This window comes from Cupriavidus sp. a3, assembly GCF_051015765.1.
Lineage (GTDB): Bacteria > Pseudomonadota > Gammaproteobacteria > Burkholderiales > Burkholderiaceae > Cupriavidus > Cupriavidus oxalaticus_A.
The window spans coordinates 3,176,038-3,197,447 of the sequence record NZ_CP170643.1; the positions used below are offsets into that span (position 1 = coordinate 3,176,038).

22 protein-coding genes and 2 tRNA genes are annotated in these 21,410 nt (G+C 65.1%); 3 read left to right on the top strand and 21 right to left on the bottom strand.

The window, feature by feature from the left end:
- Positions 1 to 168 precede the first annotated feature (168 nt).
- The 13 genes from ACAD63_RS15255 to ACAD63_RS15315 form a co-directional block, all read right to left on the bottom strand.
- Positions 169 to 245, bottom strand: a tRNA-Pro gene (locus ACAD63_RS15255).
- 56 nt (positions 246 to 301) lie between these two features.
- Positions 302 to 724, bottom strand: a complete 423-nt coding sequence (locus ACAD63_RS15260) for a MerR family transcriptional regulator (protein WP_133097442.1) — start codon at positions 722 to 724, stop codon at positions 302 to 304.
- Between the two features lie 132 nt (positions 725 to 856).
- Positions 857 to 1,267: an integration host factor subunit alpha gene (locus tag ACAD63_RS15265; protein ID WP_063238522.1), complete on the bottom strand. Its 411-nt coding sequence runs from the start codon at positions 1,265 to 1,267 to the stop codon at positions 857 to 859.
- Between the two features lie 89 nt (positions 1,268 to 1,356).
- Entirely contained in the window at positions 1,357 to 3,804 is a 2,448-nt protein-coding gene (pheT, locus tag ACAD63_RS15270; protein ID WP_434032924.1) for a phenylalanine--tRNA ligase subunit beta, read from the bottom strand.
- Positions 3,805 to 3,874: 70 nt separating this feature from the next.
- Positions 3,875 to 4,906, bottom strand: coding sequence for a phenylalanine--tRNA ligase subunit alpha (pheS, locus tag ACAD63_RS15275; protein ID WP_029047729.1), 1,032 nt, complete (start codon positions 4,904 to 4,906; stop codon positions 3,875 to 3,877).
- Between the two features lie 250 nt (positions 4,907 to 5,156).
- Entirely contained in the window at positions 5,157 to 5,513 is a 357-nt protein-coding gene (gene rplT / locus ACAD63_RS15280; protein ID WP_008650487.1) for a 50S ribosomal protein L20, read from the bottom strand.
- Positions 5,514 to 5,541: 28 nt separating this feature from the next.
- Positions 5,542 to 5,739 carry a 50S ribosomal protein L35 gene (rpmI, locus tag ACAD63_RS15285; RefSeq protein ID WP_006575466.1) on the bottom strand — a complete coding sequence of 66 codons (198 nt, stop codon included), beginning with the start codon at positions 5,737 to 5,739 and terminating at the stop codon, positions 5,542 to 5,544.
- A 166-nt stretch (positions 5,740 to 5,905) separates the two neighbouring features.
- The gene (infC, locus tag ACAD63_RS15290) at positions 5,906 to 6,427 is read right to left on the bottom strand and encodes a translation initiation factor IF-3 (RefSeq protein WP_081479471.1); all 522 of its coding nucleotides are present in this window, start codon (positions 6,425 to 6,427) and stop codon (positions 5,906 to 5,908) included.
- Between the two features lie 47 nt (positions 6,428 to 6,474).
- Complete coding sequence (gene thrS, locus ACAD63_RS15295) at positions 6,475 to 8,382, bottom strand: threonine--tRNA ligase (RefSeq protein WP_434032925.1); 1,908 nt, start codon at positions 8,380 to 8,382, stop codon at positions 6,475 to 6,477.
- 367 nt (positions 8,383 to 8,749) lie between these two features.
- A tRNA-Val gene (locus tag ACAD63_RS15300) sits at positions 8,750 to 8,826 on the bottom strand.
- Between the two features lie 21 nt (positions 8,827 to 8,847).
- Positions 8,848 to 11,073, bottom strand: a complete 2,226-nt coding sequence (locus tag ACAD63_RS15305) for a RelA/SpoT family protein (protein ID WP_195429552.1) — start codon at positions 11,071 to 11,073, stop codon at positions 8,848 to 8,850.
- A gap of 15 nt (positions 11,074 to 11,088) precedes the next feature.
- Complete coding sequence (locus ACAD63_RS15310; protein WP_135704988.1) at positions 11,089 to 11,451, bottom strand: RidA family protein; 363 nt, start codon at positions 11,449 to 11,451, stop codon at positions 11,089 to 11,091.
- Positions 11,452 to 11,503: 52 nt separating this feature from the next.
- Positions 11,504 to 12,382: an alpha/beta fold hydrolase gene (locus ACAD63_RS15315; RefSeq protein ID WP_133097447.1), complete on the bottom strand. Its 879-nt coding sequence runs from the start codon at positions 12,380 to 12,382 to the stop codon at positions 11,504 to 11,506.
- A 229-nt stretch (positions 12,383 to 12,611) separates the two neighbouring features.
- Between ACAD63_RS15315 and ACAD63_RS15320 the strand changes: the two genes are divergently transcribed.
- Together ACAD63_RS15320 and ACAD63_RS15325 are read left to right on the top strand one after the other, a co-directional pair.
- Positions 12,612 to 13,388 (top strand): 3-hydroxybutyrate dehydrogenase, encoded by a 777-nt coding sequence (locus tag ACAD63_RS15320; protein WP_133097448.1) that lies wholly within the window; start codon positions 12,612 to 12,614, stop codon positions 13,386 to 13,388.
- 9 nt (positions 13,389 to 13,397) lie between these two features.
- Positions 13,398 to 13,886, top strand: a complete 489-nt coding sequence (locus ACAD63_RS15325; RefSeq protein ID WP_135704987.1) for a DUF411 domain-containing protein — start codon at positions 13,398 to 13,400, stop codon at positions 13,884 to 13,886.
- A 51-nt stretch (positions 13,887 to 13,937) separates the two neighbouring features.
- On the opposite strand, the gene ACAD63_RS15330 is transcribed toward ACAD63_RS15325, so the two are convergent.
- The 3 genes from ACAD63_RS15330 to ACAD63_RS15340 all read right to left on the bottom strand — a co-directional run bounded on the left by ACAD63_RS15330 (position 13,938) and on the right by ACAD63_RS15340 (position 15,869).
- Complete coding sequence (locus tag ACAD63_RS15330; RefSeq protein ID WP_133097450.1) at positions 13,938 to 14,318, bottom strand: putative zinc-binding protein; 381 nt, start codon at positions 14,316 to 14,318, stop codon at positions 13,938 to 13,940.
- Between the two features lie 199 nt (positions 14,319 to 14,517).
- On the bottom strand, positions 14,518 to 15,156 hold the full coding sequence (locus ACAD63_RS15335; protein ID WP_133097451.1) for a CoA transferase subunit B: 639 nt from the start codon (positions 15,154 to 15,156) through the stop codon (positions 14,518 to 14,520).
- Positions 15,157 to 15,167: 11 nt separating this feature from the next.
- The gene (locus ACAD63_RS15340) at positions 15,168 to 15,869 is read right to left on the bottom strand and encodes a CoA transferase subunit A (RefSeq protein ID WP_063238512.1); all 702 of its coding nucleotides are present in this window, start codon (positions 15,867 to 15,869) and stop codon (positions 15,168 to 15,170) included.
- Positions 15,870 to 16,058: 189 nt separating this feature from the next.
- On the opposite strand from ACAD63_RS15340, the gene ACAD63_RS15345 reads away from it, so the two are divergent.
- Complete coding sequence (locus ACAD63_RS15345) at positions 16,059 to 16,604, top strand: PAS and helix-turn-helix domain-containing protein (protein WP_133097452.1); 546 nt, start codon at positions 16,059 to 16,061, stop codon at positions 16,602 to 16,604.
- 3 nt (positions 16,605 to 16,607) lie between these two features.
- On the opposite strand, the gene ACAD63_RS15350 is transcribed toward ACAD63_RS15345, so the two are convergent.
- The 5 genes from ACAD63_RS15350 to ACAD63_RS15370 form a co-directional block, all read right to left on the bottom strand.
- Entirely contained in the window at positions 16,608 to 17,009 is a 402-nt protein-coding gene (locus tag ACAD63_RS15350; protein ID WP_133097453.1) for an acyl-CoA thioesterase, read from the bottom strand.
- Between the two features lie 52 nt (positions 17,010 to 17,061).
- Positions 17,062 to 18,090, bottom strand: coding sequence for a DctP family TRAP transporter solute-binding subunit (locus tag ACAD63_RS15355; RefSeq protein ID WP_434032926.1), 1,029 nt, complete (start codon positions 18,088 to 18,090; stop codon positions 17,062 to 17,064).
- 61 nt (positions 18,091 to 18,151) lie between these two features.
- Positions 18,152 to 19,456 (bottom strand): TRAP transporter large permease, encoded by a 1,305-nt coding sequence (locus ACAD63_RS15360; RefSeq protein ID WP_434032927.1) that lies wholly within the window; start codon positions 19,454 to 19,456, stop codon positions 18,152 to 18,154.
- On the bottom strand, positions 19,453 to 20,055 hold the full coding sequence (locus ACAD63_RS15365) for a TRAP transporter small permease (protein ID WP_434032928.1): 603 nt from the start codon (positions 20,053 to 20,055) through the stop codon (positions 19,453 to 19,455). Before ACAD63_RS15365 ends, ACAD63_RS15360 begins: the two co-directional genes overlap by 4 nt.
- Before the next feature lie 268 nt (positions 20,056 to 20,323).
- Positions 20,324 to 21,109, bottom strand: a complete 786-nt coding sequence (locus tag ACAD63_RS15370; protein WP_133097456.1) for an SDR family oxidoreductase — start codon at positions 21,107 to 21,109, stop codon at positions 20,324 to 20,326.
- Positions 21,110 to 21,410 lie beyond the last annotated feature (301 nt).

The following is a 21,410-nucleotide window of genomic DNA, read 5'->3' on the forward strand; positions in this document are numbered from 1 at the left end:
AGCCGCTGCCAGCGGCTGTGTCAAAGCGTTACGCCTCGTCACATCCGTGTGCCCCGATGCGGACGCACGGCGATGCGATGCAAGCCATGGCAAACGAAATCGCCCATTGCGGGCAATGGCGCGCCAAGAAAAAACCCGCTTGGCTTTCACCAAGCGGGTTTCTTGTTCTGGTCGGGGCGAGAGGATTTGAACCTCCGACCACCTGCACCCCATGCAGGTACGCTACCAGGCTGCGCTACGCCCCGAAAGAAGAAGATTATATCAGAAGCATTTCCCGTATGACTAGCTCCGGAAGCACAAATTATCCGGGCTTCGCGATCTCGCGCAGCTGCGCGAGCAGGTGCTGCACCTCGACCAGTTCGTTGCGCAGACCGGCTACATCGATCGACAAGGCTGCCGGGCTTTCCTCGCGGCGTTCGTCAGCGGGTTCCGCCGCGGCGGCAGTGTGATGACGGCCTTCGTCGAGCCGGTTGCGCGCGCCGTTGATGGTGAAGCCTTGCTCGTACAGCAGCTCGCGGATGCGCCGGATCAGCAGCACCTCATGGTGCTGGTAGTAGCGGCGGTTGCCGCGGCGCTTGACCGGCTTGAGCTGCGTGAACTCCTGCTCCCAGTAGCGCAGGACATGCGGCTTGACGGCGCAAAGCTCGCTCACCTCACCGATGGTGAAGTAGCGCTTGGCCGGGATCGGCGGCAACGCGATGCGTTCGCTGGATTTGTCCGACATGCAGTGTGTAGACGAGCGTCAGGCCATGCCGGCCATGAGGTTGGCGCGCAGGGTTTTGCGCGCCCAGAAGGATACCGATGCAGGCCTGCGGAGGCAATCCGCCTTTCGGGTGATGCGTGACGTGGCGAAGCGTCAGCCGGCGATGTCCGCGCGCTCTTCCACCAGGCCCTTGAGCTTCTGGCTGGCGTGGAACGTCACGACCCGGCGCGCGGTGATCGGAATCACTTCACCGGTCTTGGGATTGCGGCCGGGACGCTGCGGCTTGTCACGCAACTGGAAATTGCCGAAGCCGGACAGCTTGACGCTGTCGCCCTGCTCCAGCGCTTCGCGGATGACGTCGAAGAAAGCTTCGACCATGTCCTTCGATTCGCGCTTGTTCAGGCCGACCTGGTCGAACAGCATCTCGGCAAGTTCGGCCTTGGTCAGCGTGGGAACTTCGGGCGCGCGGGTATCCGGCGTCGCGTCGTCAAGGGTGGAAGCCTGCCGGTCGCTCATGTCACCCAGTGCTGCAGCGGTCATGGAATTCGCGTCTCGATCATTCATGTCGATCGCTCTAGTGTCTGTCTGGCGATCCGCCCGGGGCAAGGCCCGGGCGCCCTTGTTTATCGTAAGCCGTCGCTAGTAGCGTCAGTCTAGCCACGCAGCCGGGCCTGGAAGGCCTCTGTCAGCGCGTCGACCATGGAGCGCACTGCGCTGTCGACGGTTTCGTCCTGGAGGGTCGACCCAGTATCTTGCAAGGTCACCCGGAACGCAAGGCTTTTCTCGTCCGCGCCGATGGCGGCCGAAGCGGCCTTGGGACGGAACTCGTCGAACAGCGCGAGGCTCTGGCAGAAGCGGCCATAGCCCTGCTTTTCCAGCGCCGCGCGCATGGTGTCGAGCATGTCCTGCACGCGTACCGATTGCTTCACCACCACGGCCAGGTCGCGCACGGCGGCCGGGAACTTGGAGATTTCGGTGTACGTGGGCAGGCCGGTCTCGCGCAGTGCGTCGAGCTCCAGTTCGAACAGCACCGGCGCGTGCTGCAGCTCGTATTCCTGCAACCAGCGCGGATGCAGTTCACCGACCACGCCAACCGGCTTGCCATCGACCAGCACGCGCGCGGCGCGGCCGGGATGCAGCGCCGGGTACGACACCGGCTCGAAGCGCGGCACGCGCGGATGGAACAGTGCCTCGACATCGCCCTTGACGTCGAAGAAGTCGACGTTGCGCGTGGCGATGCCCCACTGCTCTTCAAACGCCGGGCCGTAGGCGATGCCCGCGGCCATCATCGGCTGGTGGTAGCCGGCCACCGTCAGGCCGCCGTCCTGCACGTTCTCGTCGCGATGGAACACACGGCCCACCTCGAACATGCGCACGCGCGCGGCCTTGCGGTTCAGGTTGTAGCGCACCTTGTCGACCAGGCCGCCGACCAGCGACGAACGCATCACGGCCAGCTGGCTGGCGATCGGGTTGAGCAGGCGGATCGGCTTGTCGTTGGCGGCGAAGTCGCGTTCCCATTTCTCTTCGACGAAGGCGAAGTTGATGACTTCCTGGTAGTCGCGCGCAGCCAGCGCGTGGCGCACCACATGCGTCGAGCGGCGGGCTTCGTTGGTCGGGCGCATTTCGCTTTCGGCGATCGGCGGACGCGCCGGGATGCGCTCGAAGCCGTAGATACGCGCGACTTCCTCGATCAGGTCCTCCTCGATCTCGACGTCGAAGCGGTAGCTCGGCGGCGTGACCTCGAACACGTCGCCTTCGGCGCCTTGCACGCGCGTGAACGGCAGCTGCAGGCGCTGGAACACGTCGGCGATGGCGGCCGGCGACAGCTCGATGCCGAGCACGCGCTCGGCGCGCGCCACGCGCAGGCTGACCGGCTTGCGCACGGGCAGTTTGACCACGTGGTCGTCCACCGGGCCGGCCTGGCCGCCGCAGATCTCGAGGATCAGCGCGGTGATGCGCTCGATATGCTCGACCGTGGTGGCGTAGTCCACGCCGCGCTCGAAGCGATGGCCGGCGTCGGTCGAGAAGTTGTAGCGGCGGCTGCGGCCCTGGATCGCGGCCGGCCACCAGAATGCGGCTTCGAGGTAGATGTCGGTGGTGTCCAGCGTGACGGCGGTGCTGTCGCCGCCCATGATGCCGGCCAGGCTCTCGATCTCCTTCTCGTCGGCGATCACGCCGACCTGTTCGTCGACCTCGATGGTGTTGCCGTTCAGCAGCTTGATCTGCTCGCCCTTGCGGCCCCAGCGCACGTCCAGGCCACCGTGGATCTTGTGCAGGTCGAACACGTGCGACGGACGGCCCAGCTCCAGCATCACGTAGTTCGAGATATCGACCAGCGCGGACACGCTGCGCTGGCCCGAGCGCTCCAGGCGCTGCACCATCCACAGCGGCGTGACGGCACGCGCATTGACGCCGCGGATGACGCGGCCGGAGAAACGGCCGCACAGGTCGGGCGCCGACACCTTTACCGGCAGCTTGTCCTGGATCGTCACCGGCACCGGCTTCATGTCGGGCAGGTTCAGCGCGGCACCGGTCAGCGCCGACACTTCGCGCGCGACGCCGTGGATCGACAGGCAGTCCGCCTTGTTGGGCGTCAGCTTGATGACGAAGACCTGGTCATCCAGGTCCAGGTACTCGCGGATGTTCTGGCCGACTGGCGCGTCTTCCGGCAGCACCAGCAGGCCGCCGTGCTCCTCGGACAGCTTCAGTTCGCGCGCCGAGCACAGCATGCCGTAGCTCTCCACGCCACGCAGCTTGCCGACCTTGATCTCGAACGGCTGGCCGCCGTCCTCTGCCGGCGGCAGCACCGCGCCGACCAGTGCGCACGGCACCTTGATGCCGGGCTTGACGTTGGGCGCACCGCAGACGATCTGCAGGGTCTCGCCGGTGCCGGCATCGACCTGGCACACGTTGAGGCGGTCGGCATTGGGATGGCGCTCGGTCGACAGCACGTGCGCGACCACCACCTTGTCGAACGGCGGCGCGACCGGGCCCACCTCTTCCACTTCCAGCCCGGCCATAGTCAGGCTGTGCGACAGCGCGTCGGTGGAGATCTTTTCAGGGTTGGCGAAGGTGCGAAGCCAGGATTCCGAGAATTGCATGGCGCTTCTGATCCGGTAAGTATTCTGTGTAGTCGGTGACGAGTGATGCGGCGGCTGAATCAGTCCCGCGTCAAGCGAACTGGCGCAGGAAGCGCACGTCGCCCTCGAAGAACAGGCGCAGGTCGTTGATGCCGTAGCGCAGCATGGTCAGGCGCTCGAGGCCGGAGCCGAACGCGAAACCGATATAGCGCTCGGGATCGAGGCCCATGTTGCGCAGCACGTTCGGGTGCACCTGGCCCGAACCGGATATTTCCAGCCATTTCCCATTGCCAAAGGCCATGTCGATTTCCGCCGACGGCTCGGTGAACGGGAAGTACGACGGGCGGAAGCGCACCTGGATGTCATCGCGCTCGAAGAACTTGCGCAGGAAATCGGTGTACACGCCCTTCAGGTCGGCAAAGCTGACGTCCTCGCCGATCCACAGGCCTTCGACCTGGTTGAACATCGGCGAGTGCGTGGCATCGCTGTCGACGCGGTAGGTACGGCCCGGGCAGATCACCTTGATCGGCGGCATCGCCTTGCCCGCGTACTTCTCCACGTGCATCTTGGCGTAGCGCACCTGCATCGGGCTGGTGTGCGTGCGCAGCAGCAGGAGCTTGTCGTCGCTGTCGCGGCCATCGACGTAGAAGGTGTCCTGCATCGAACGCGCCGGATGGTTGTCCGGGTTGTTCAGCGCGGTGAAGTTCATCCAGTCGGTTTCGATCTCGGGGCCGTCGGCCACGTCGAAGCCGATCGAGCCGAAGATCTGCTCGACACGCTCCCACGTGCGCATCACCGGATGCAGGCTGCCGCGGGCGACCGCGCGGCCCGGCAGCGTGACGTCGATGGCTTCGGCGGCCAGGCGCGCGTTCATCAGCGCGTCGGCCAGCGCCTGGCGTCGCGCCTGCAGCGCGGCTTCCACCTGCTGCTTGACCTGGTTGATGCGCGCGCCCTCGCTCTTGCGGGTCTCCGGGTCGAGCTTGCCGAGGCCCTTGAGCAGTTCGGTCAGCGCGCCGGTCTTGCCCAGGAAGCGGGCCTTTTCGTTTTCCAGCGTGGCGTTGTCATTGGCGGCGGCGAAAGCGGCCTGGGCGTCAGCGACGATTTGGTCCAGATCCTGAGACATGGCGGCGGTCGTGGAGTGTTCTGACGTCGGCGGAACAATGTCAAAAAACAAAGCCGGCGCGACGTGGGTTGGCACTGCGTGCGGTATGCGTTTCCGGATGCCGTCTCGATAACAAACGCAAGACGGCATCCGGAACTGCAAATAAAAACGGGGCTCGGTGAGGAGCCCCGTTTCAGCGGACCTTGCGGTCGGCGGTCGACCTTGCGGTCGGTGCTTGCCCGGCGGCGCTTACGCGCCGCCGCAGCCGGCATCAGGCAACGGTGGCTTTCACCTGGTTGACGATGGCGGCAAAGGCAGGCTTGTCGTGAATAGCCATGTCCGACAGCACCTTGCGGTCCAGTTCAATCGAGGCCTTCTTCAGACCGTTCATGAACACGCTGTAGGTCATGCCATGCTCACGCGTCGCGGCATTGATACGCGCAATCCACAGGGCGCGGAACACGCGCTTCTTGTTGCGGCGATCGCGGTACGCGTACTGGCCAGCACGCATGACCGCCTGCTTGGCGATGCGATAGACATTATTGCGACGGCCGCGGTAACCCTTGGCAGCGTCGATGACTTTCTTGTGACGGGCCCGTGCAGTGACCCCACGCTTTACTCGAGGCATGTAATTCTCCTTTCGTTATCGTCAGGGGTTATGCGTAAGGCATCATCGCGCGCACCGACTTCAGGTTCGTCTCATGGACGTCCTGAGTACCGCGCAGTTGACGCTTGTTCTTGGTGGTCTTCTTGGTCAGGATGTGACGCTTGAAGGCCTGGCCACGCTTGAACGAACCGTTCGGACGGGCAGTAAAGCGCTTGGAAGCGCTTTTCTTCGTCTTCATCTTCGGCATGAAAAACTCCAGCTCATATGACATGCATGCAGGTGGCCGGCTCACGCCGACGCTTGCAAGACCCGCATCCACTTGTTGTTGCACGACGCCCTTGCGGGCGCGCGCGACTTCCGCACGAAGCAACGCCGGAATGCGCTGGCATCCCGGCCGCTGCACCGCGCAAGAATTACTTCTTCTTCTTGGGGGCGAGCACCATCACCATCTGGCGCCCTTCCATCTTCGGCATCTGCTCGACCTGGCCGATCTCTTCCAGATCCGCCTTCAGGCGTTCGAGCATGCGCGCGCCGATTTCCTGGTGGGCCATCTCGCGACCACGGAACCGCAGCGTGATCTTGGTCTTGTCGCCATCTTCCAGGAAGCGCTTCAGGTTGCGCAGCTTGACGTTGTAGTCGCCATCATCCGTACCCGGCCGGAACTTGACTTCCTTGACCTGGATGATTTTCTGCTTCAGCTTGGCCTCGTGGGCGCGCTTGGCTTCCTCGTACTTGAACTTCCCGTAATCCATGATCCGGGCGACGGGCGGAGTCGCGTTGGGCGCGATCTCCACCAGGTCCAAGTCCTTGTCCTCAGCCAGCCGCAGAGCGTCCATGAACTTGACGATGCCGAGCTGCTCGTTATCAACCCCTACCAGGCGCAATTCAGGCGCGCTGATTTCCCGGTTGATGCGATGACCTTTGTCCGTAGCGATGTTGCGTTACCTCAAGAAGACAAAAAAACAAGCCGTGCTCACCACCCTCAGGCTTTGCTGGCGACGTCGTGTTGCAGACGCTCAACAAACGCGGAGACGGGCATCACACCCAGATCCACGTTGCCACGGGCACGCACGGCCACTTGATTGGCATCCCGTTCCTTGTCGCCCACCACTAGCAGGTAGGGAACCTTCTGAAGGGAATGCTCGCGGATTTTATACGTAATTTTCTCGTTGCGCAAATCGGCCTTGGCCCTAAACCCTTGTTTTTGCAGCAATTGCACGACGTTTTCGGCGTATTCTGCCTGCGAATCCGCAATATTCATGACCACGACCTGGTCCGGGGCCAGCCAGGCGGGCAGCGCGCCGGCATGGTTTTCCAGCAGGATGCCCAGGAAGCGCTCGAAGGAGCCCAGGATCGCACGATGCAGCATGACCGGGCGCTTGCGCGAGTTGTCCTCGGAGACGTACTCGGCACCCAGGCGCTCCGGCAGCACCAGGTCGAGCTGCAACGTGCCGCATTGCCACGAGCGGCCGATTGCGTCCTTGATGTGGTACTCGACCTTCGGGCCATAGAATGCGCCCTCGCCCGGCAGCTCCTCCCATTCCACGCCGCAGGCGCGCAGCGCCAGGCGCAGGCCTTCCTCGGCGTGGTCCCAGACCTCGTCCGAGCCGGCGCGCTGGTCGGGGCGCAGCGACAGCTTCACCGAAACGTTCTTGAAGCCGAAGTCGTCGTAGACCGAGAACGCCAGTTCATTGAAGGCCTTCGCTTCCGCGACGATCTGCTCTTCCGTGCAGAAGATGTGGGCATCGTCCTGCACAAAGCCGCGCACGCGCATCAGGCCATGCAGCGCGCCCGAAGGCTCGTTGCGATGGCAGGCGCCGAACTCGGCCAGGCGCAGCGGCAGGTCGCGGTACGAACGCAGGCCGTGATTGAAGATCTGCACGTGGCCCGGGCAGTTCATCGGCTTGATCGCGTAGTCGTGTTTTTCCGACTCCGTGACAAACATGTTCTCTTTGTAGTTCTGCCAGTGGCCGGACTTTTCCCAGAGCGAACGGTCCATCACCTGCGGCGTGCGTACTTCGTCATAGCCGGCGTCGCCCAGGCGGCCGCGCATGTATTGCTCGACGGCCTGCCACACCTGCCAGCCCTTCGGGTGCCAGAACACCATGCCGGGCGCCTCTTCCTGCAGGTGGAACAGGTCGAGCGTCTTGCCCAGCTTGCGGTGGTCGCGCTTCTCGGCCTCTTCCAGCATGTGCAGGTAGGCTTCCTGGTCTTCCTTCTTGGCCCAGGCCGTACCGTAGACACGCTGCAGCATCTCGTTGCTGGAGTCGCCGCGCCAGTAGGCGCCGGCCACCTTCATCAGCTTGAAGACCTTGAGCTTGCCCGTCGACGGCACGTGCGGGCCGCGGCACAGGTCGACGAAATTGCCTTCGCGGTACAGGCCGATTTCCTGGTCGGCCGGGATCGAGGCGATGATCTCTGCCTTGTACTTCTCGCCCATCGACTCGAACAGCGCCACTGCCTCATCGCGGTTCCACACCTCGCGCGTGACCTTCTCGTCCTTGCGGGAGAGTTCCGTCATCTTCTTCTCGATGGCCGCGAGGTCTTCCGGCGTGAAGGGACGCTTGTAGGCGAAGTCGTAGTAGAAGCCGTTCTCGATCACCGGCCCGATCGTAACCTGCGCTTCCGGATACAGTTCCTTGACGGCATAGGCCAGCAAGTGCGCCGTGGAGTGGCGGATGACGTCGACGCCGTCGGCGTCCTTGTCCGTGACGATGGCCAGCTGGGCGTCGTCTTCGATCTTGTAGCTCGTGTCGACCAGCTTGCCGTCCACCTTGCCGGCCAGCGCGGCCTTGGCCAGGCCGGAGCCGATGCTCTGCGCCACTTCGGCAACCGTCACCGGGCCCGGAAACTCGCGGCGGGACCCATCCGGCAGCGTGATTACGATCATTTGGACTCTCCAGGATTCCGCCGGCGGCGCGCTGCGCATGGGCCGGGCGGATCAAACTGCATCTTGCGGGCACCGGTCCGCGGCTGCGCGACCCGGCGATTGTTCGATTGCTTTTTGCCGCACACATCGCTCCGCCGAAGCGCGCGAGAGCGGCAGCTTATCAGGCTGCTGGCAGGCGACAGGCGAAAAAAAACGCGGCCAAGGCCGCGTTTCTCTTTGTCAAACCCGTTTCAACCGGGTCGGAAGGCGCACCTCGACTACTGTCGCTTGCCAGCGGTAGTAGTTCGCGGTGTCATGAACATGATGCCTTTCCGTTCCATTTCAGGTTGAATCGGACTTGCCGCACTTCGTTGTTACTGCAATTCGTTGGTAGGCTCGATTGGACTCGAACCAACGACCCCCACCATGTCAAGGTGGTGCTCTAACCAGCTGAGCTACGAGCCTAGCGAAGACGCAAGTATAGCATCACTTTCTTTTTGCCTGCAATACCCCCTGCACCTCTTCGATCAGCGACAGCGCGCGCTGCAACTGCGTGGCCTCCGATACCTCCGCGGTGAACTGCATGCGTGCCACGCCCTTGCTCGACAACGTCTTTACGCCGGTGACGTTGATCTTCTCGCGCGACAGCACTTCCGAGATATCGCGCAGCAGCCCTTGCCGGTCGATGGCTTCGACATGGATGTCGACCGGATAGACCGCGGCATGGCTCTTCTTGCCCCACTCGGTCTGGATGACCCGCTCCGGCGCGCGCGCCGACAGCTGCTGGAAGGTATGGCAGTTGCGCCGATGGATCGACACCCCGCGTCCGCGCGTGACAAAGCCGACGATATCGTCCGGCGGCGCCGGCTTGCAGCAGCGCGACATCTGCGTCATCAGCGAATCCACGCCCACCACCAGCACGCCGCTCTTGGCGCCGCGCGCCACGCTGGTGGCGCGGCTCTTCTTGGTGACGGCGTCTTCCTCGCTGAGCGGTGCCTGGATTTCGCCTTCCGGGTGGCGCAGCGCATGCTCGACATGGCGCAGGCTGAACTCGTCCTTGGCCACCGCGGCGAACAGGTCGTCGGGCGTCTTGAAGTTCAGCCGCGCGGCCAGATCTTCCAGCTTGACCGCGGTCTTGCCCTCGCGCTGCAGGGTCTTGTCGATCAGCGCGCGGCCCTGCGCGATGGTCTCCTGCGAATCGAGCGCGTTGAACCACGCCCGCACCTTGGCGCGCGCACGGCTGCTGGCCAGGTAGCCAAGCTCCGCATTGAGCCAGTCGCGCGACGGCCCGCCCTGCTTGACCGCGATGATCTCGACGGTCTGGCCGTTCTTCAGCGTGGTATTCAGCGGCACCATGGTGCCGTCCACGCGCGCGCCGCGGCAGCGGTGGCCGAGGTCGCTGTGCAGGTAATAGGCAAAGTCCAGCGGCGTGGCGCCCTGCGGCAGCGCCACCACGCGCGCCTGCGGCGTCAGCACATAGATGTGGTCGTCGATCGCCGCGTGCTTGATCTGCTCCCACTCGTCATGCGCCACGCTGTGGTCGGCATCGTCCTTCCATGCCAGCAGCTGGCGCAGCCAGGCGATCTTCTCGTCGTAGCGTTCGCTGGCGGAGAACTGCCCACCGTAGCCCTTGCTGCCCGCTTCCTTGTAGCGCCAGTGGGCCGCGACGCCGTATTCGGCGAAGTGGTGCATCTCGTGCGTGCGGATCTGCACCTCGAAGGCGCGGCCGTCATCGCCGATCACCACCGTGTGCAGCGACTTGTAGCCGTTGGCCTTGGGCCGCGAGATGTAGTCGTCGAACTCGCGCGGGATCGGCTGCCAGATATGGTGGACGATACCCAGCACCGTATAGCAGTCCTTGATATCGTCGACGATCACGCGGAAGGCGCGCACATCGTACAGGTCGGCAAAATCCAGCTCCTTGCCGCGCATCTTCTTCCAGATGCTGTAGATGTGCTTGGGCCGGCCGCTCACTTCGGCACGGATGCCCGCGGCCGTCAGCTCGGACTGCAGCCGCGCGATGGCGCCGGCGATATAGCCTTCGCGCTCGATGCGCTTTTCGTCCAGCAGCCTGGCGATGCGCTTGTAGGTGTCGGGCTGCTCGAAGCGGAACGCCAGGTCTTCCAGCTCCCACTTCATCTGCCAGATACCGAGGCGGTTGGCCAGCGGCGCGTAGATGTCGAGCGTTTCGCGCGCCACGCCGGCGGTCGGCGTGTGCTTGGTCTCGGCCAGCCAGCGCAGCGTCTGCAGACGCGAGGCCAGCCGCACCAGCACCACGCGGATGTCCTGCGCGAATGCGAGCAGCATTTTGCGCAGCGCCTCGACCTGCTCGTGGCGCGCCTGCGCCTCGTTCTTCGACGGCGTGGCCGCTTCCACATCGGGGCGATTGCCGGCGATGGCACCGATGCGCAGCAGCTGCCGCACACCGTTGACCAGCCGCGCCACTTCTTCGCCGAAGCGCGGCTCGATCTCGGCTTCGGTGTCGGGCACGAATGCCGCCAGCCCGAACAGGCAGGCGGCCGCGCGCGCGGCATCGTCCACGCGCAGGCCATCGAGGATGCGCAGCATCCCCTCAGCGTGCGACTGCACCGTCTCGCCCGTAGGCAGCGCCACGCCGGCGCCGTGCTCGCGCACGTACGCCAGCGCACGGCCCACCAGTTCAGCATCCGGAATGCCTGCGATCCGGCCAGCCAGGTCGGTCGACGTCACCATGTCCCTACGCCTGCATCAGTTGAGCGCAGCGGTCACCACCACTTCGATCAGGTAATCGGGATTGGCCAGGCGGGCTTCCACCGTGGCGCGCGGGGGCGTGTTGCCTTGCGGCACCCAGGCGTCCCAGACCTCGTTCATCTCGCCGATCAGGTCGACGTTGGCGAGGAAGATCTGGCACGACAGGATGCGGGTCTTGTCGCTGCCGGCCTCGGCCAGCAGGCGGTCGATATGGCCGAGCACCTCGCGCGTCTGGCCGCGGATATCGGCCTTAGGGTCGACCTCGGGCACCTGCCCGGCCAGGTAGACCACGCCGTTGTAGACCGCATATTCGGACAAACGCTTGCCCACGTGGGCGCGCTTCAGTTCAAGGTTACTCATGACAATGCGTTGATCGATAAAAATACAGGTCCGCCGCGCGATGCGCGCCAACTCACCCGACAAAAAACTGCCGGGCGATCGCGATCTGCGCCGGATCGACAAAGGTTGGTGCATGCCCCACTTCAGGGACTTCCACCGAGCTCACATGCTTGCCGCGTGCCACCATCTCGGCGACGGTCTCGCGCAGCAGCAGGTCGGACTGCGCGCCGCGCACCACCAGCACCGAGGCTTCGATGGCCTCGAAGCTGCGCCACAGCGAGGCCTCGCCCGCCGCCACCGCTTCCGGCGTGGACTTGCGGAAGGGCACGGCCAGTTGCGGGTCGTAATGCAAGCCCCATTCCAGGCCGTCGCCGCCCTGCACCGGCTTCAGGATGGCGGCGTTCAGCTCGCGCCACTGCTCCGGCGTGTGGCGGCCGAACGACGCGCTGATGGTCTGCAGGTATGCCAGCCCTTCCTCAAAGGTCTTGAAGCGTACCGGCAGGCCCAGGTAGGCACCGATGCGCTCGACCGCCGACGGCGCGATCCTGGGGCCGACGTCGTTCAGCAGCAGCTTGCGCACCGGCGACTTGGGCAGCCCCGCCAGTCCCATGCCGATCAGCCCGCCCATCGAGGTGCCGAACCAGTCCACCTGCTCGACATTGAGCCGGGCGATCAGCGTGACCATGTCGGACACGTACTGCGGCACGATGTAGCTGTCCGGATTGGCCAGCCATTCCGAGCGGCCGCGCCCGACCACGTCGGGGCATACCACGCGATAGTCGCCGCACAGCGCGCTGGCGACGGCATCGAAGTCGCGGCCGGTGCGCGTCAGCCCGTGCGCGCATACCAGCACGCGCGGATTCGCGGGATCCCCCCATTCGTGGTAGGCCATGCGGTGCAGGCCCGCCGGACTGATGCACTGGACAAAACCGAGGCGCGGACTGGCAGACATCTGGACTCCCTGACGGACCCGGCCGGGACCGCGAAAAAGCGGCGCTGCCGGTGGTTGAGCAAAACTGGATTGTACGCCGCACCGGGTACAATGCCACAGCACACTGTCTGCGCCACCGCACGCGCCCGCGCGCCGATGCATGCCGGTGCGTGGCGGTGCCAGACCAGGCGGACCGGGCCACCCGGGCCGCCCTTTCCTTCCTGTGGAATCTCTCTCGACGGAGGCTTACATGCTCAAAGGCAAGACTGCTCTGGTGACTGGCTCGACCAGCGGCATCGGGCTCGGCATCGCAAAGGCACTGGCGGCCCAGGGCGCCAACATCATCGTCAATGGCTTTGGTGACGCGGACGCCGCAAAGAACGAGATCGCGCAGGCCGGCCAGGGCATCCAGGTCGGCTACCACGGCGCGGACATGAGCAAGGCGTCAGAGATCGAGGACATGATGCGCTATGCGCAGGCCGACTTCGGCGGCGCCGACATCCTGGTCAACAACGCCGGCATCCAGCACGTCGCCCCCATCGAGGACTTTCCCACCGAGCGCTGGGACGCCATCATCGCCATCAACCTGACCTCGGCCTTCCACACCACGCGCCTGGCGCTGCCCGGCATGCGCCAGAAGAACTGGGGCCGCATCATCAACGTGGCGTCGACGCACGGGCTGGTCGCGTCGGCACAGAAATCGGCCTACGTGGCTGCCAAGCACGGCATCGTTGGCTTCACCAAGGTGACCGCGCTGGAAACCGCGCAGACCGGCGTGACCGCCAACGCGATCTGCCCGGGCTGGGTGCTGACCCCGCTGGTGCAGAAGCAGGTCGAAGCCCGCGCGCAGAAGGAAGGCATCCCGGTCGAGCAGGCCAAGCGCGAGCTGGTGCTGGAGAAGCAGCCCTCGGGCGAGTTCGTGACGCCCGACGAGCTGGGCGCGCTGGCAGTGTTCCTGTCGTCCGACGCGGCACGCCAGGTTCGCGGCGCGATCTGGAACATGGATGGCGGCTGGGTGGCGCAGTAAGGATCTACGATGCAACGACGACGTTTTCTCGGCACCCTGGGCGCGCTGGCGCTCGGCACGATCGCGGTGGGCGCGCTGGGGCCTGCGGCCGATGCCTTCGCGCAGGCCAGGCCTCTTGCCATCGACGTCTACAAGAGCCCGCTGTGCGGCTGCTGCGAGGAATGGGTCAAGCACCTGCGCACCAATGGCTTCACGGTGACGGTGCATGATGTCGAGGATACCGGCGATTACCGCAAGCGCTTCGGCATGCCGGAGCGCTTCGGCTCCTGCCATACCGGCTACATCGGCGGCTACGCGATCGAGGGGCATGTGCCGGCCGCCGATATCCGCAAGCTGCTGGCCGCCAAACCCAAGGCAGTCGGGCTGGCGGTGCCGGGCATGCCGGTCGGCTCGCCGGGCATGGAACAGGGGCCGCGCAAGGATCCGTTCGACGTGCTGCTGGTCAAGGCCGACGGCGCGGCCTCGGTGTTCACCCGCTACAACAAGCCGGCGGCCTAAGGCGTCCGCCCCGCCGCCCTGCCGGATGCGCCGCCGCGCGTCCGGCCTTCCCTAAACCCCCGCAAGGCTTTCCAAAGCCGCTTCGACTTCCCGCCACACCGCCTCGGTCTCGCCCTCGGTGCATTCACCGTGCTGCCGCTTGACCGCCCCCAGCCGGTTCAGCACCAGGTGCTGGTCCGGCACCACGCCCACGTTTGCCAGGCAAGCCTGCACGCAAGCCAGCGGGCAGCCATCCAGCGCCAGGATCGGCCGGCCCGATTGCGCCACGCGCGTCAGCGCCGGCACGCCGCCGCCCACGCCGCTGATGCACGACATTTCGGCGCGGCCGCTGCGGTCCAGCCGCACCGCGCACGCATTGGCCAGTTGCGCCACGCTGGAGCAGCCAGAGCAGGCATACACCAGTGGCAGGGATCGGGTGGGAGAAGCCGGCATCGCGTACCTTCCGTCAGGACTTTGGTTGGCAGGACCACGCCTGCCGGGAAGCGGCCAGCATAGTGACTTGTGCGGCGGCGGGCCATTCGCCGATAGAGCTAGCCCGCACGGCCGATCGGCGTGGTCGGCAACACCAAATGAAAAAAGCCCTGTGGCGCAGTGCGCCACAGGGCCCGTCAGGCAATGGCCGAAGGCTTGCTTACAGCAACGGCGCCCCGGTCTTCGCCTGGATTTCCTCGCGGCTGACGCCCGGTGCGGTTTCGACCAGCTTCAGGCCTTCCGCAGTCACGTCCATCACGCCCAGGTCGGTGATGATGCGATTGACCACGCCCACGCCGGTCAGCGGCAGGTTGCACTGCTTCAGGATCTTGATGTCCTCGGTGCCGTCCTTCTTCTTGGCGGTGTGTTCCATCAGCACCACCACGCGGCCGACGCCGGCGACCAGGTCCATCGCGCCGCCCATGCCCTTGACCATCTTGCCCGGGATCATCCAGTTGGCCAGGTCGCCCTTCTCGCTGACCTGCATCGCGCCCAGGATGGCCAGGTCGATGTGGCCGCCGCGGATCATCGCGAAGGAATCGGCCGAGGAGAAGATCGACGAGCCCGGCAGCGTCGTCACGGTCTGCTTGCCGGCATTGATCATGTCGGCGTCGACTTCTTCCTCGGTCGGGAACGGGCCGATGCCGAGCAGGCCATTTTCCGACTGCAGCCACACTTCCATGCCCTCCGGCACCCAGTTGGCCACAAGCGTCGGCAGGCCGATGCCCAGGTTGACGTAGAAACCGTCCTGCAGCTCAGCCGCGGCGCGCGCGGCCATTTCGTCACGTGTCCATGCCATGATGCGTCTCCTTAGCTGGCCGCGCGCACGGTGCGCTGCTCGATGCGTTTTTCGGGATTGGTGTTCAGCACCAGGCGCTTCACGAAGATGCCGGCCAGGTGGATCTCGTCCGGGTCCAGCTCACCGGTCTCGACGATATGCTCGACCTCGGCGATGGTGACCTTGCCCGCCATCGCGCACATCGGGTTGAAGTTGCGCGCGGTGCGGCGGAACACCAGGTTGCCGGCCTTGTCGGCCTTGTATGCCTTGACCAGCGCCACGTCAGCCGTCAGCGAACGCTCCATCACGTACGTCTCGCCATCGAATTCGCGGACTTCCTTGCCTTCGGCGACGATGGTGCCGACACCGGTCTTGGTGAAGAAGGCCGGGATACCCGAGCCGCCGGCGCGCAGCTTCTCGGCGAGCGTGCCCTGCGGGGTGAATTCGAGTTCGAGTTCGCCCGCCAAGTACTGGCGCTCGAACTCCTTGTTCTCGCCCACATAGGACGAGATCATCTTCTTGATCTGGCGCGTGGCCAGCAACTGGCCCAGGCCGAAGCCGTCGACGCCGGCATTGTTGGAGATGCAGGTGAGCTGCTTGACGCCGCTGTCGCGCAGCGCGGCGATCAGCGCCTCGGGGATGCCGCACAGGCCGAAACCGCCAACGGCGATCGTCTGGCCGTCGCGGACGACGCCTGCAAGCGCTTCTGCGGCGCTGGCGTAGACCTTGTTCATGTTCGCTCCTTCCTCGGTAGTTCCTCGGGGTTCCGCTGTTGTGCTTCCGCCGCCCGCTTGTGCGGTGGGCGACGCAGGGAAATTGTAACGGTACAATCGGCGCAGTCGATGACGGGCGCCGTTTATCGTCCGACCGACAGCATACGCAAGCCCCGCCGGCTACGCCATTACGTAAAAATACATAAGTAGATGCCCGCCATCGACTACCAGACCGCTTTCCAGCTCGCCCCCGTGGGCCTGGTGCTGTCACGCGAGCGCGTGATCGAGGACTGCAACGAGGAAGTCTGCCGGATTTTCGGCACCACGCGCGAGGCGCTGCTGGGCCAGTCGTTCCAGGTACTCTACCCTACCGCCGACGAGTTCGAGCGCACCGGCGCCCGCATCGCGCCGATCATGAACAAGCGCGGGATGTATTCGGACGAGCGCATCATGAAGCGCGCCGGCGGCGAACTGTTCTGGTGCCACGTCACCGGACGCGCGCTGGACCGCGCGCAGCCGCTGGGCGCGGGGATCTGGACCTTTGAAGACCTGTCGCAGAAGCGGCAGGTGACGGCCGAGCTGACCGCGCGCGAACGCGACATCGCGGCACAACTGGTGGAAGGCAAGACCAGCAAGCAAATCGGCAAGCTGCTGGCGATCAGCCCGCGCACCGTGGATATCTACCGGGCGCGGCTGATGAAGAAGTATGGGGCGAGTACGTCGGTGGACCTGGTGCAGCGGCTGGTGAACCACTGAGGGTTAGCCTTCGATAATCGCCCGGATCTCCGGCGGCACCGGCACCGATTTCTCCACCGCATAATCGCACCACACGACCTTCGCCCCGCCCTCCGCCCACACCACGTCAGGCAGATCGGTACGCCGGATCTCCATGCGCGTTTCGAAACTGGTGCGCCCCAGTTGCCCCGCATAAACGCGGCATTCGATATTGCCCGGATAGCGCAGCTGCTTCAGGAAGGTCATATGCGCATTGATGATGACCGGCCCCTGCCCTTGCGCATCCTTGCCGCCGCGCCCCAGCGACGCGAACCACTCGATGCGCGCCTGCTCCAGGTACTGGAAGTAGACGGTGTTGTTGACATGGCCCATCGCATCCATGTCGCCCCACCGGATCGGCATGACCACCGTATAAACGTGCTTCATCTCAGCCTCCAAAGCAGCAGGCCCGCCAACGCTGGCGGGCCTGCTGCATGACTTAGCGCTTGGCGATCGCGCCTTCGGCCTTGGTCACCAGGTCGGTGCCGATCTGCTTCTTCCACTTGTCGTAGACCTTGGCGGTCGCCTTGCGGAAGGCGTCATGCTCGGCCGGCGTCAGGTGCGTGACCTTGACGCCATGGGCTTCCATTTCCTTCCAGGCGGGCGCACCGGCCTCGGCCAGGCCCTTGCGGGCCAGCGCGATTTCCTGCTTGCCGGCGTCGATGGCGGCCTGCTTGACGATCTCGCGGTCGGCCGGGGTCCAGCTTTCCCAGATCTGCTTGTTGACCACGAAGATCAGCGGGTCAGCCACGTAGCCCCAGGTGGTCACGAACTTCTGGCCGACCGTGTACAGCTTGGCGGCGGCGAACACCGATTGCGGGTTCTCCTGGCCATCGACCGCGCCCGAGGCCATCGCCGGCTGCGCGTCGGCCCAGCTCATCTGCGTCGGGTTCGCGCCCAGCGCGTTGAAGGTCTCGATGTACAGCGGCGAGCCCACCACGCGCAGCTTCAGGCCCTTGAGGTCGTCCGGCTTGCGCAGCTCGCGCTTGGAGTTCGACACCTCGCGGAAGCCGTTCTCGCCCCAGGCCAGCGGCACCACGCCGGCCTTCTCCAGCGTGGAGAAGATCGACTTGCCGACTTCGCCCTGCGTCAGCGCGTCCAGCGCCTTGTAGTCGGGCATCAGGAACGGCAGCGAGAACAGGTTCAGCTCCTTGACCTGCGGCGACCAGTTGATGGTCGAGCCGACCGCCATGTCGATCACGCCCTGGCGGATCGCCGAGAACTCGCGGGTCTGGTCGCCGGCCACCAGCGAAGTGCCGGGGTACAGCTTGATATTGATGCGGCCGTTGGTGCGCTGCCTGACCAGGTCGGCCCAGATCTCGCCGCCCTTGCCCCACGGGAAGGCCGGGCCGAGCACCAGCGACATCTTGTACTCGGACTTGTAGGTCTGGGCCATCGCGCCGGCGGGGGCGAAGGCGGAAGCGGCAATGGCGGCGGCCGTTGCAAGCATCAGGGCACGACGTTTCATTTCATCTCCTCTCGGGAATCGTCAGTTCTTGTTTGTGAATGCAAAATGAAGTCAACAGCGATCAATAGCCGAGGTACTCCGGCAGCCAGGTCGCCAGCGGCGGATAGGCCAGCACCATCAGCATGGCGATGAACATCGCCAGCAGCATCCATATCACCCAGGGCACGGTTTCTTCCATGCGCACGCGGGCGATCCGGCACGACACCATCAGGTTCACGGCCAGCGGCGGCGTGAACTGTCCGAGCGCCACCTTCAGCGTCAGCACCACGCCGAACCACACCGGGTTCCAGTGGAAGGCATTGGCGATCGGCAGCAGCAGCGGCACGAAGATCAGGAAGATCGAGATGCCGTCGAGGAACATGCCAACCGTCATCAGCAGCAGCACGATCAGCGCCAGCACGCCGTATTCGCCCAGCCCGGAGGTGGCGATCGCCTGCGCCAGCGGATCGATCACGCCGAGCGTCGACAGCGCATAGGCGAAGATGCCGGCCAGCGCGACCACCAGCAGGATCACCGCCGAGGTCTCGGCCGCTTCCTGGAAGATCGTGAACAAGTCGCGCATGCCGATGCTGCGGTACACCACCATGCCGACGAACAGGCCATAGACCACCGCCACCACCGCGGCTTCGGTCGGCGTGAACCAGCCCGCGCGCATGCCGCCGAGGATCAGGAACGGCGCCACCAGGCCCCACGCCGCTTCGCGCAGGCTCTTCCAGAACGGGGGGCGCGGCAGCGCGGCTTCGGCGGCGCCCATGTTGTGCTTGCGCGCCAGCCACACCGCCGGCACGATCAGCGCCACGCCGGCCAGCACGCCCGGGATCATGCCCGCGGCGAACAGCGCCGGCGCTGAAGCGCCCGGCACCAGCACGCTGTAGATGATGAAGGCCACCGACGGCGGGATCAGGATGTCGGTCGCGGCCGCCGCGCCGACCACCGCGGCGCTGTACGAGCCGGGATAGCCCGCGCGCGACATCGCCGCGATCATCACGCCGCCGACCGCGGCCGCGTTGGCCGGGCCCGAACCGGAAATGCCGCCGAGGAACATCGCCACCAGGATCGCCACCAGCGGCAGCATGCCCGGTCCACGCCCGACCACGGCAATGGCGAAGGTCACCAGCCGCTGCGCCACGCCGGAACGGTCGAAGATCGACCCCACCAGCACGAACATCGGAATCGCCAGCAGCGGATACTTGGCCAGCCCCGCGTAGAAGTTCTGCGGCACGGCCAGCAGGCCGAACATCTGGGTGTCCAGGTTGGACAGGCCGATCGCGACCAGGCCACCCAGCCCCAGCGACACGCCGATGGGCACGCCCAGCAGCATCAGGCCGATAAAGACCACGAACAGGATGATGGCAACCAGCGTCATTGCAAACGCTCCTTCGCCACCCGGTTCTGTTCATGCAACGCCTTGAGAGCACGCACGTTGCGCAACGCCAGGCCCAGCGCGCGCAGTGCGATGCCGGCCGACAGCACCGGCAGCCAGATCGAGTACCACCAGCTCGGCACGCCGATGCCGGGCGAGGTTTCGCCGAAGGTGTACTCATCCCACGTAATGCGCGCGCCCAGCGCCGCCAGCGCGACGAACATTACAGCCACCGCCAGTGCCGACAGGATTTCCAGCCGGCGCTGGCGCGCCGCGCTGCCGCGCTCAAAGAAGAACTCGATGCGGATATTGCGATCGCGCGCCACCGCGGCGCTGCCGGCAACGAGCGCCAGCACGATCATCAGGAAGACCGAGAATTCCTCGGTCCAGGCAAACGACTCGTCGGTGAAATAACGGACGACCACGTTGGCGAAGGTGATGCCGACCAGCAGCAGCATCACGATCACGCCAATCCAGTCCTCGAGGCGGGGTGAAACCCGGAATTCAGCGTCCTGCGCTTCGTCTGCCGCCCGCGGGATCACCGCGGAATCGACGACGTGTTGCGGCACGGCATTGCGCCGTGCCTCTTCTTGTTGCTCCATCTCCCCGGCCTCCGGTCCAGGGCCGCTTGGGCCAGGCGGCCACTGCGGCATTTTTTGCTTGTATGTAAAGACTTAGTCTAAAGACATGGCGGATTATGCCAAGACTGGCACACCGCGCATCAACTTTCTTTGATTGGAAACTGGAAGCCGCGCTCGAAAGCCCGCCCCAAGGGGACCGGATAAAGCCCTGGGGTGGCCAATGGTGGTGCTCCGCCGCACGCTTGTGGCGCGCGGGGGCAAGCGGGCGGCGCGGCGCCGGCGGCCGGGCTCAGACCATGCCGTCGTCCGCGGTGATCACCGCGCCATTGATGAATTGCGACTGGTCGGAAGCCAGCAGCAACAGCAGGCCGTCGAGATCGTCGGGCTTGCCCAGGCGCTTGCGCGGCAGCATCTGGATCAGCTTCTGGCCGGCGTCCGAGTCCCAGTGGTGGTGGTTGATCTCGGTATCGATATAGCCGGGACAGATCGCGTTGGTATTGATGCCGTGGCGCGCCCATTCCAGCGCCATGGCCTTGGTCATGTGCACCACCGACGCCTTGCTCATGCAATAGATGCCGATCTGCGACAGCACCTTCAGGCCCGCCACCGATGCGACATTGACGATGCGCGCCTGCGGCAGCGGGGTGCCGTTCTTTTCGGCGCCCTTGGCCCGCGCGATCATGCGCTTGGCGACTTCCTGCGCGACGAAGAAGGCGCCGCGCGTATTGGTGTCGAAGACGAAATCAAAATCGTCGGGCGTGACGTCGGTCAGCTTCTGCGTGGTCGACACGCCCGAATTGTTGACCAGGATGTCGATCGAGCCGGCTTCGGTTTCCGCATGCGCCACGGCGGCGCGGATGCTGTCCGGATCGGTGACGTCGAGTCGCACCACGTGCGCGCTGCCGCCCTCGGCCTCGATCGCCGCACGCAGTTCCTTGAGGCGCTCGGTGCGGCGCGAGGCCAGCACGACCTTGGCCCCGGCGGCGGCCAGCACCGTGGCAAAACGCGAGCCGAGCCCGCTCGATGCGCCGGTCACCAGCGCTACCTTGCCTTCCAGATTGATCGACAAACCCATGATGACCTCTTGTGCGGGCGCCCCTCCAGCCTCTTCGGGTGCGGAAGGCGGCATACCAGAAAAAAGAACGACCGTTCCAAAAAAATCCTTGCCTGTGGGTGGCGAGTCCCGGACAATGCCGGAGATTCTAAGAACTTGGCCTGCAAAGGGAAAGAGGGAAAACGAGCGATCCGGCCGGCTATCGGCCGCAAACAGCCGTCAAAATCCCTTCCGGTGCCCCGCCGGCTCAAGTTCGAGCAGAACGATCACCGCACTTCCCACAATTGCATAGCTAGCAGCAAAGAAATAGAGGGTTAGAGAC

Excerpts from the sequence above, each read along its gene's own strand:
- ACAD63_RS15260 (WP_133097442.1), bottom strand. The coding sequence starts at position 724 with ATGTCGGACAAATCCAGCGAACGCATCGCGTTGCCGCCGATCCCGGCC.
- ACAD63_RS15265 (WP_063238522.1), bottom strand. The coding sequence starts at position 1,267 with ATGAATGATCGAGACGCGAATTCCATGACCGCTGCAGCACTGGGTGAC.
- pheT (WP_434032924.1), bottom strand. The coding sequence starts at position 3,804 with ATGCAATTCTCGGAATCCTGGCTTCGCACCTTCGCCAACCCTGAAAAG.
- pheS (WP_029047729.1), bottom strand. The coding sequence starts at position 4,906 with ATGTCTCAGGATCTGGACCAAATCGTCGCTGACGCCCAGGCCGCTTTC.
- rplT (WP_008650487.1), bottom strand. The coding sequence starts at position 5,513 with ATGCCTCGAGTAAAGCGTGGGGTCACTGCACGGGCCCGTCACAAGAAA.
- rpmI (WP_006575466.1), bottom strand. The coding sequence starts at position 5,739 with ATGCCGAAGATGAAGACGAAGAAAAGCGCTTCCAAGCGCTTTACTGCC.
- thrS (WP_434032925.1), bottom strand. The coding sequence starts at position 8,382 with ATGATCGTAATCACGCTGCCGGATGGGTCCCGCCGCGAGTTTCCGGGC.
- ACAD63_RS15305 (WP_195429552.1), bottom strand. The coding sequence starts at position 11,073 with ATGGTGACGTCGACCGACCTGGCTGGCCGGATCGCAGGCATTCCGGAT.
- ACAD63_RS15310 (WP_135704988.1), bottom strand. The coding sequence starts at position 11,451 with ATGAGTAACCTTGAACTGAAGCGCGCCCACGTGGGCAAGCGTTTGTCC.
- ACAD63_RS15315 (WP_133097447.1), bottom strand. The coding sequence starts at position 12,382 with ATGTCTGCCAGTCCGCGCCTCGGTTTTGTCCAGTGCATCAGTCCGGCG.
- ACAD63_RS15320 (WP_133097448.1), top strand. The coding sequence starts at position 12,612 with ATGCTCAAAGGCAAGACTGCTCTGGTGACTGGCTCGACCAGCGGCATC.
- ACAD63_RS15325 (WP_135704987.1), top strand. The coding sequence starts at position 13,398 with ATGCAACGACGACGTTTTCTCGGCACCCTGGGCGCGCTGGCGCTCGGC.
- ACAD63_RS15330 (WP_133097450.1), bottom strand. The coding sequence starts at position 14,318 with ATGCCGGCTTCTCCCACCCGATCCCTGCCACTGGTGTATGCCTGCTCT.
- ACAD63_RS15335 (WP_133097451.1), bottom strand. The coding sequence starts at position 15,156 with ATGGCATGGACACGTGACGAAATGGCCGCGCGCGCCGCGGCTGAGCTG.
- ACAD63_RS15340 (WP_063238512.1), bottom strand. The coding sequence starts at position 15,869 with ATGAACAAGGTCTACGCCAGCGCCGCAGAAGCGCTTGCAGGCGTCGTC.
- ACAD63_RS15345 (WP_133097452.1), top strand. The coding sequence starts at position 16,059 with ATGCCCGCCATCGACTACCAGACCGCTTTCCAGCTCGCCCCCGTGGGC.
- ACAD63_RS15350 (WP_133097453.1), bottom strand. The coding sequence starts at position 17,009 with ATGAAGCACGTTTATACGGTGGTCATGCCGATCCGGTGGGGCGACATG.
- ACAD63_RS15355 (WP_434032926.1), bottom strand. The coding sequence starts at position 18,090 with ATGAAACGTCGTGCCCTGATGCTTGCAACGGCCGCCGCCATTGCCGCT.
- ACAD63_RS15360 (WP_434032927.1), bottom strand. The coding sequence starts at position 19,456 with ATGACGCTGGTTGCCATCATCCTGTTCGTGGTCTTTATCGGCCTGATG.
- ACAD63_RS15365 (WP_434032928.1), bottom strand. The coding sequence starts at position 20,055 with ATGGAGCAACAAGAAGAGGCACGGCGCAATGCCGTGCCGCAACACGTC.
- ACAD63_RS15370 (WP_133097456.1), bottom strand. The coding sequence starts at position 21,109 with ATGGGTTTGTCGATCAATCTGGAAGGCAAGGTAGCGCTGGTGACCGGC.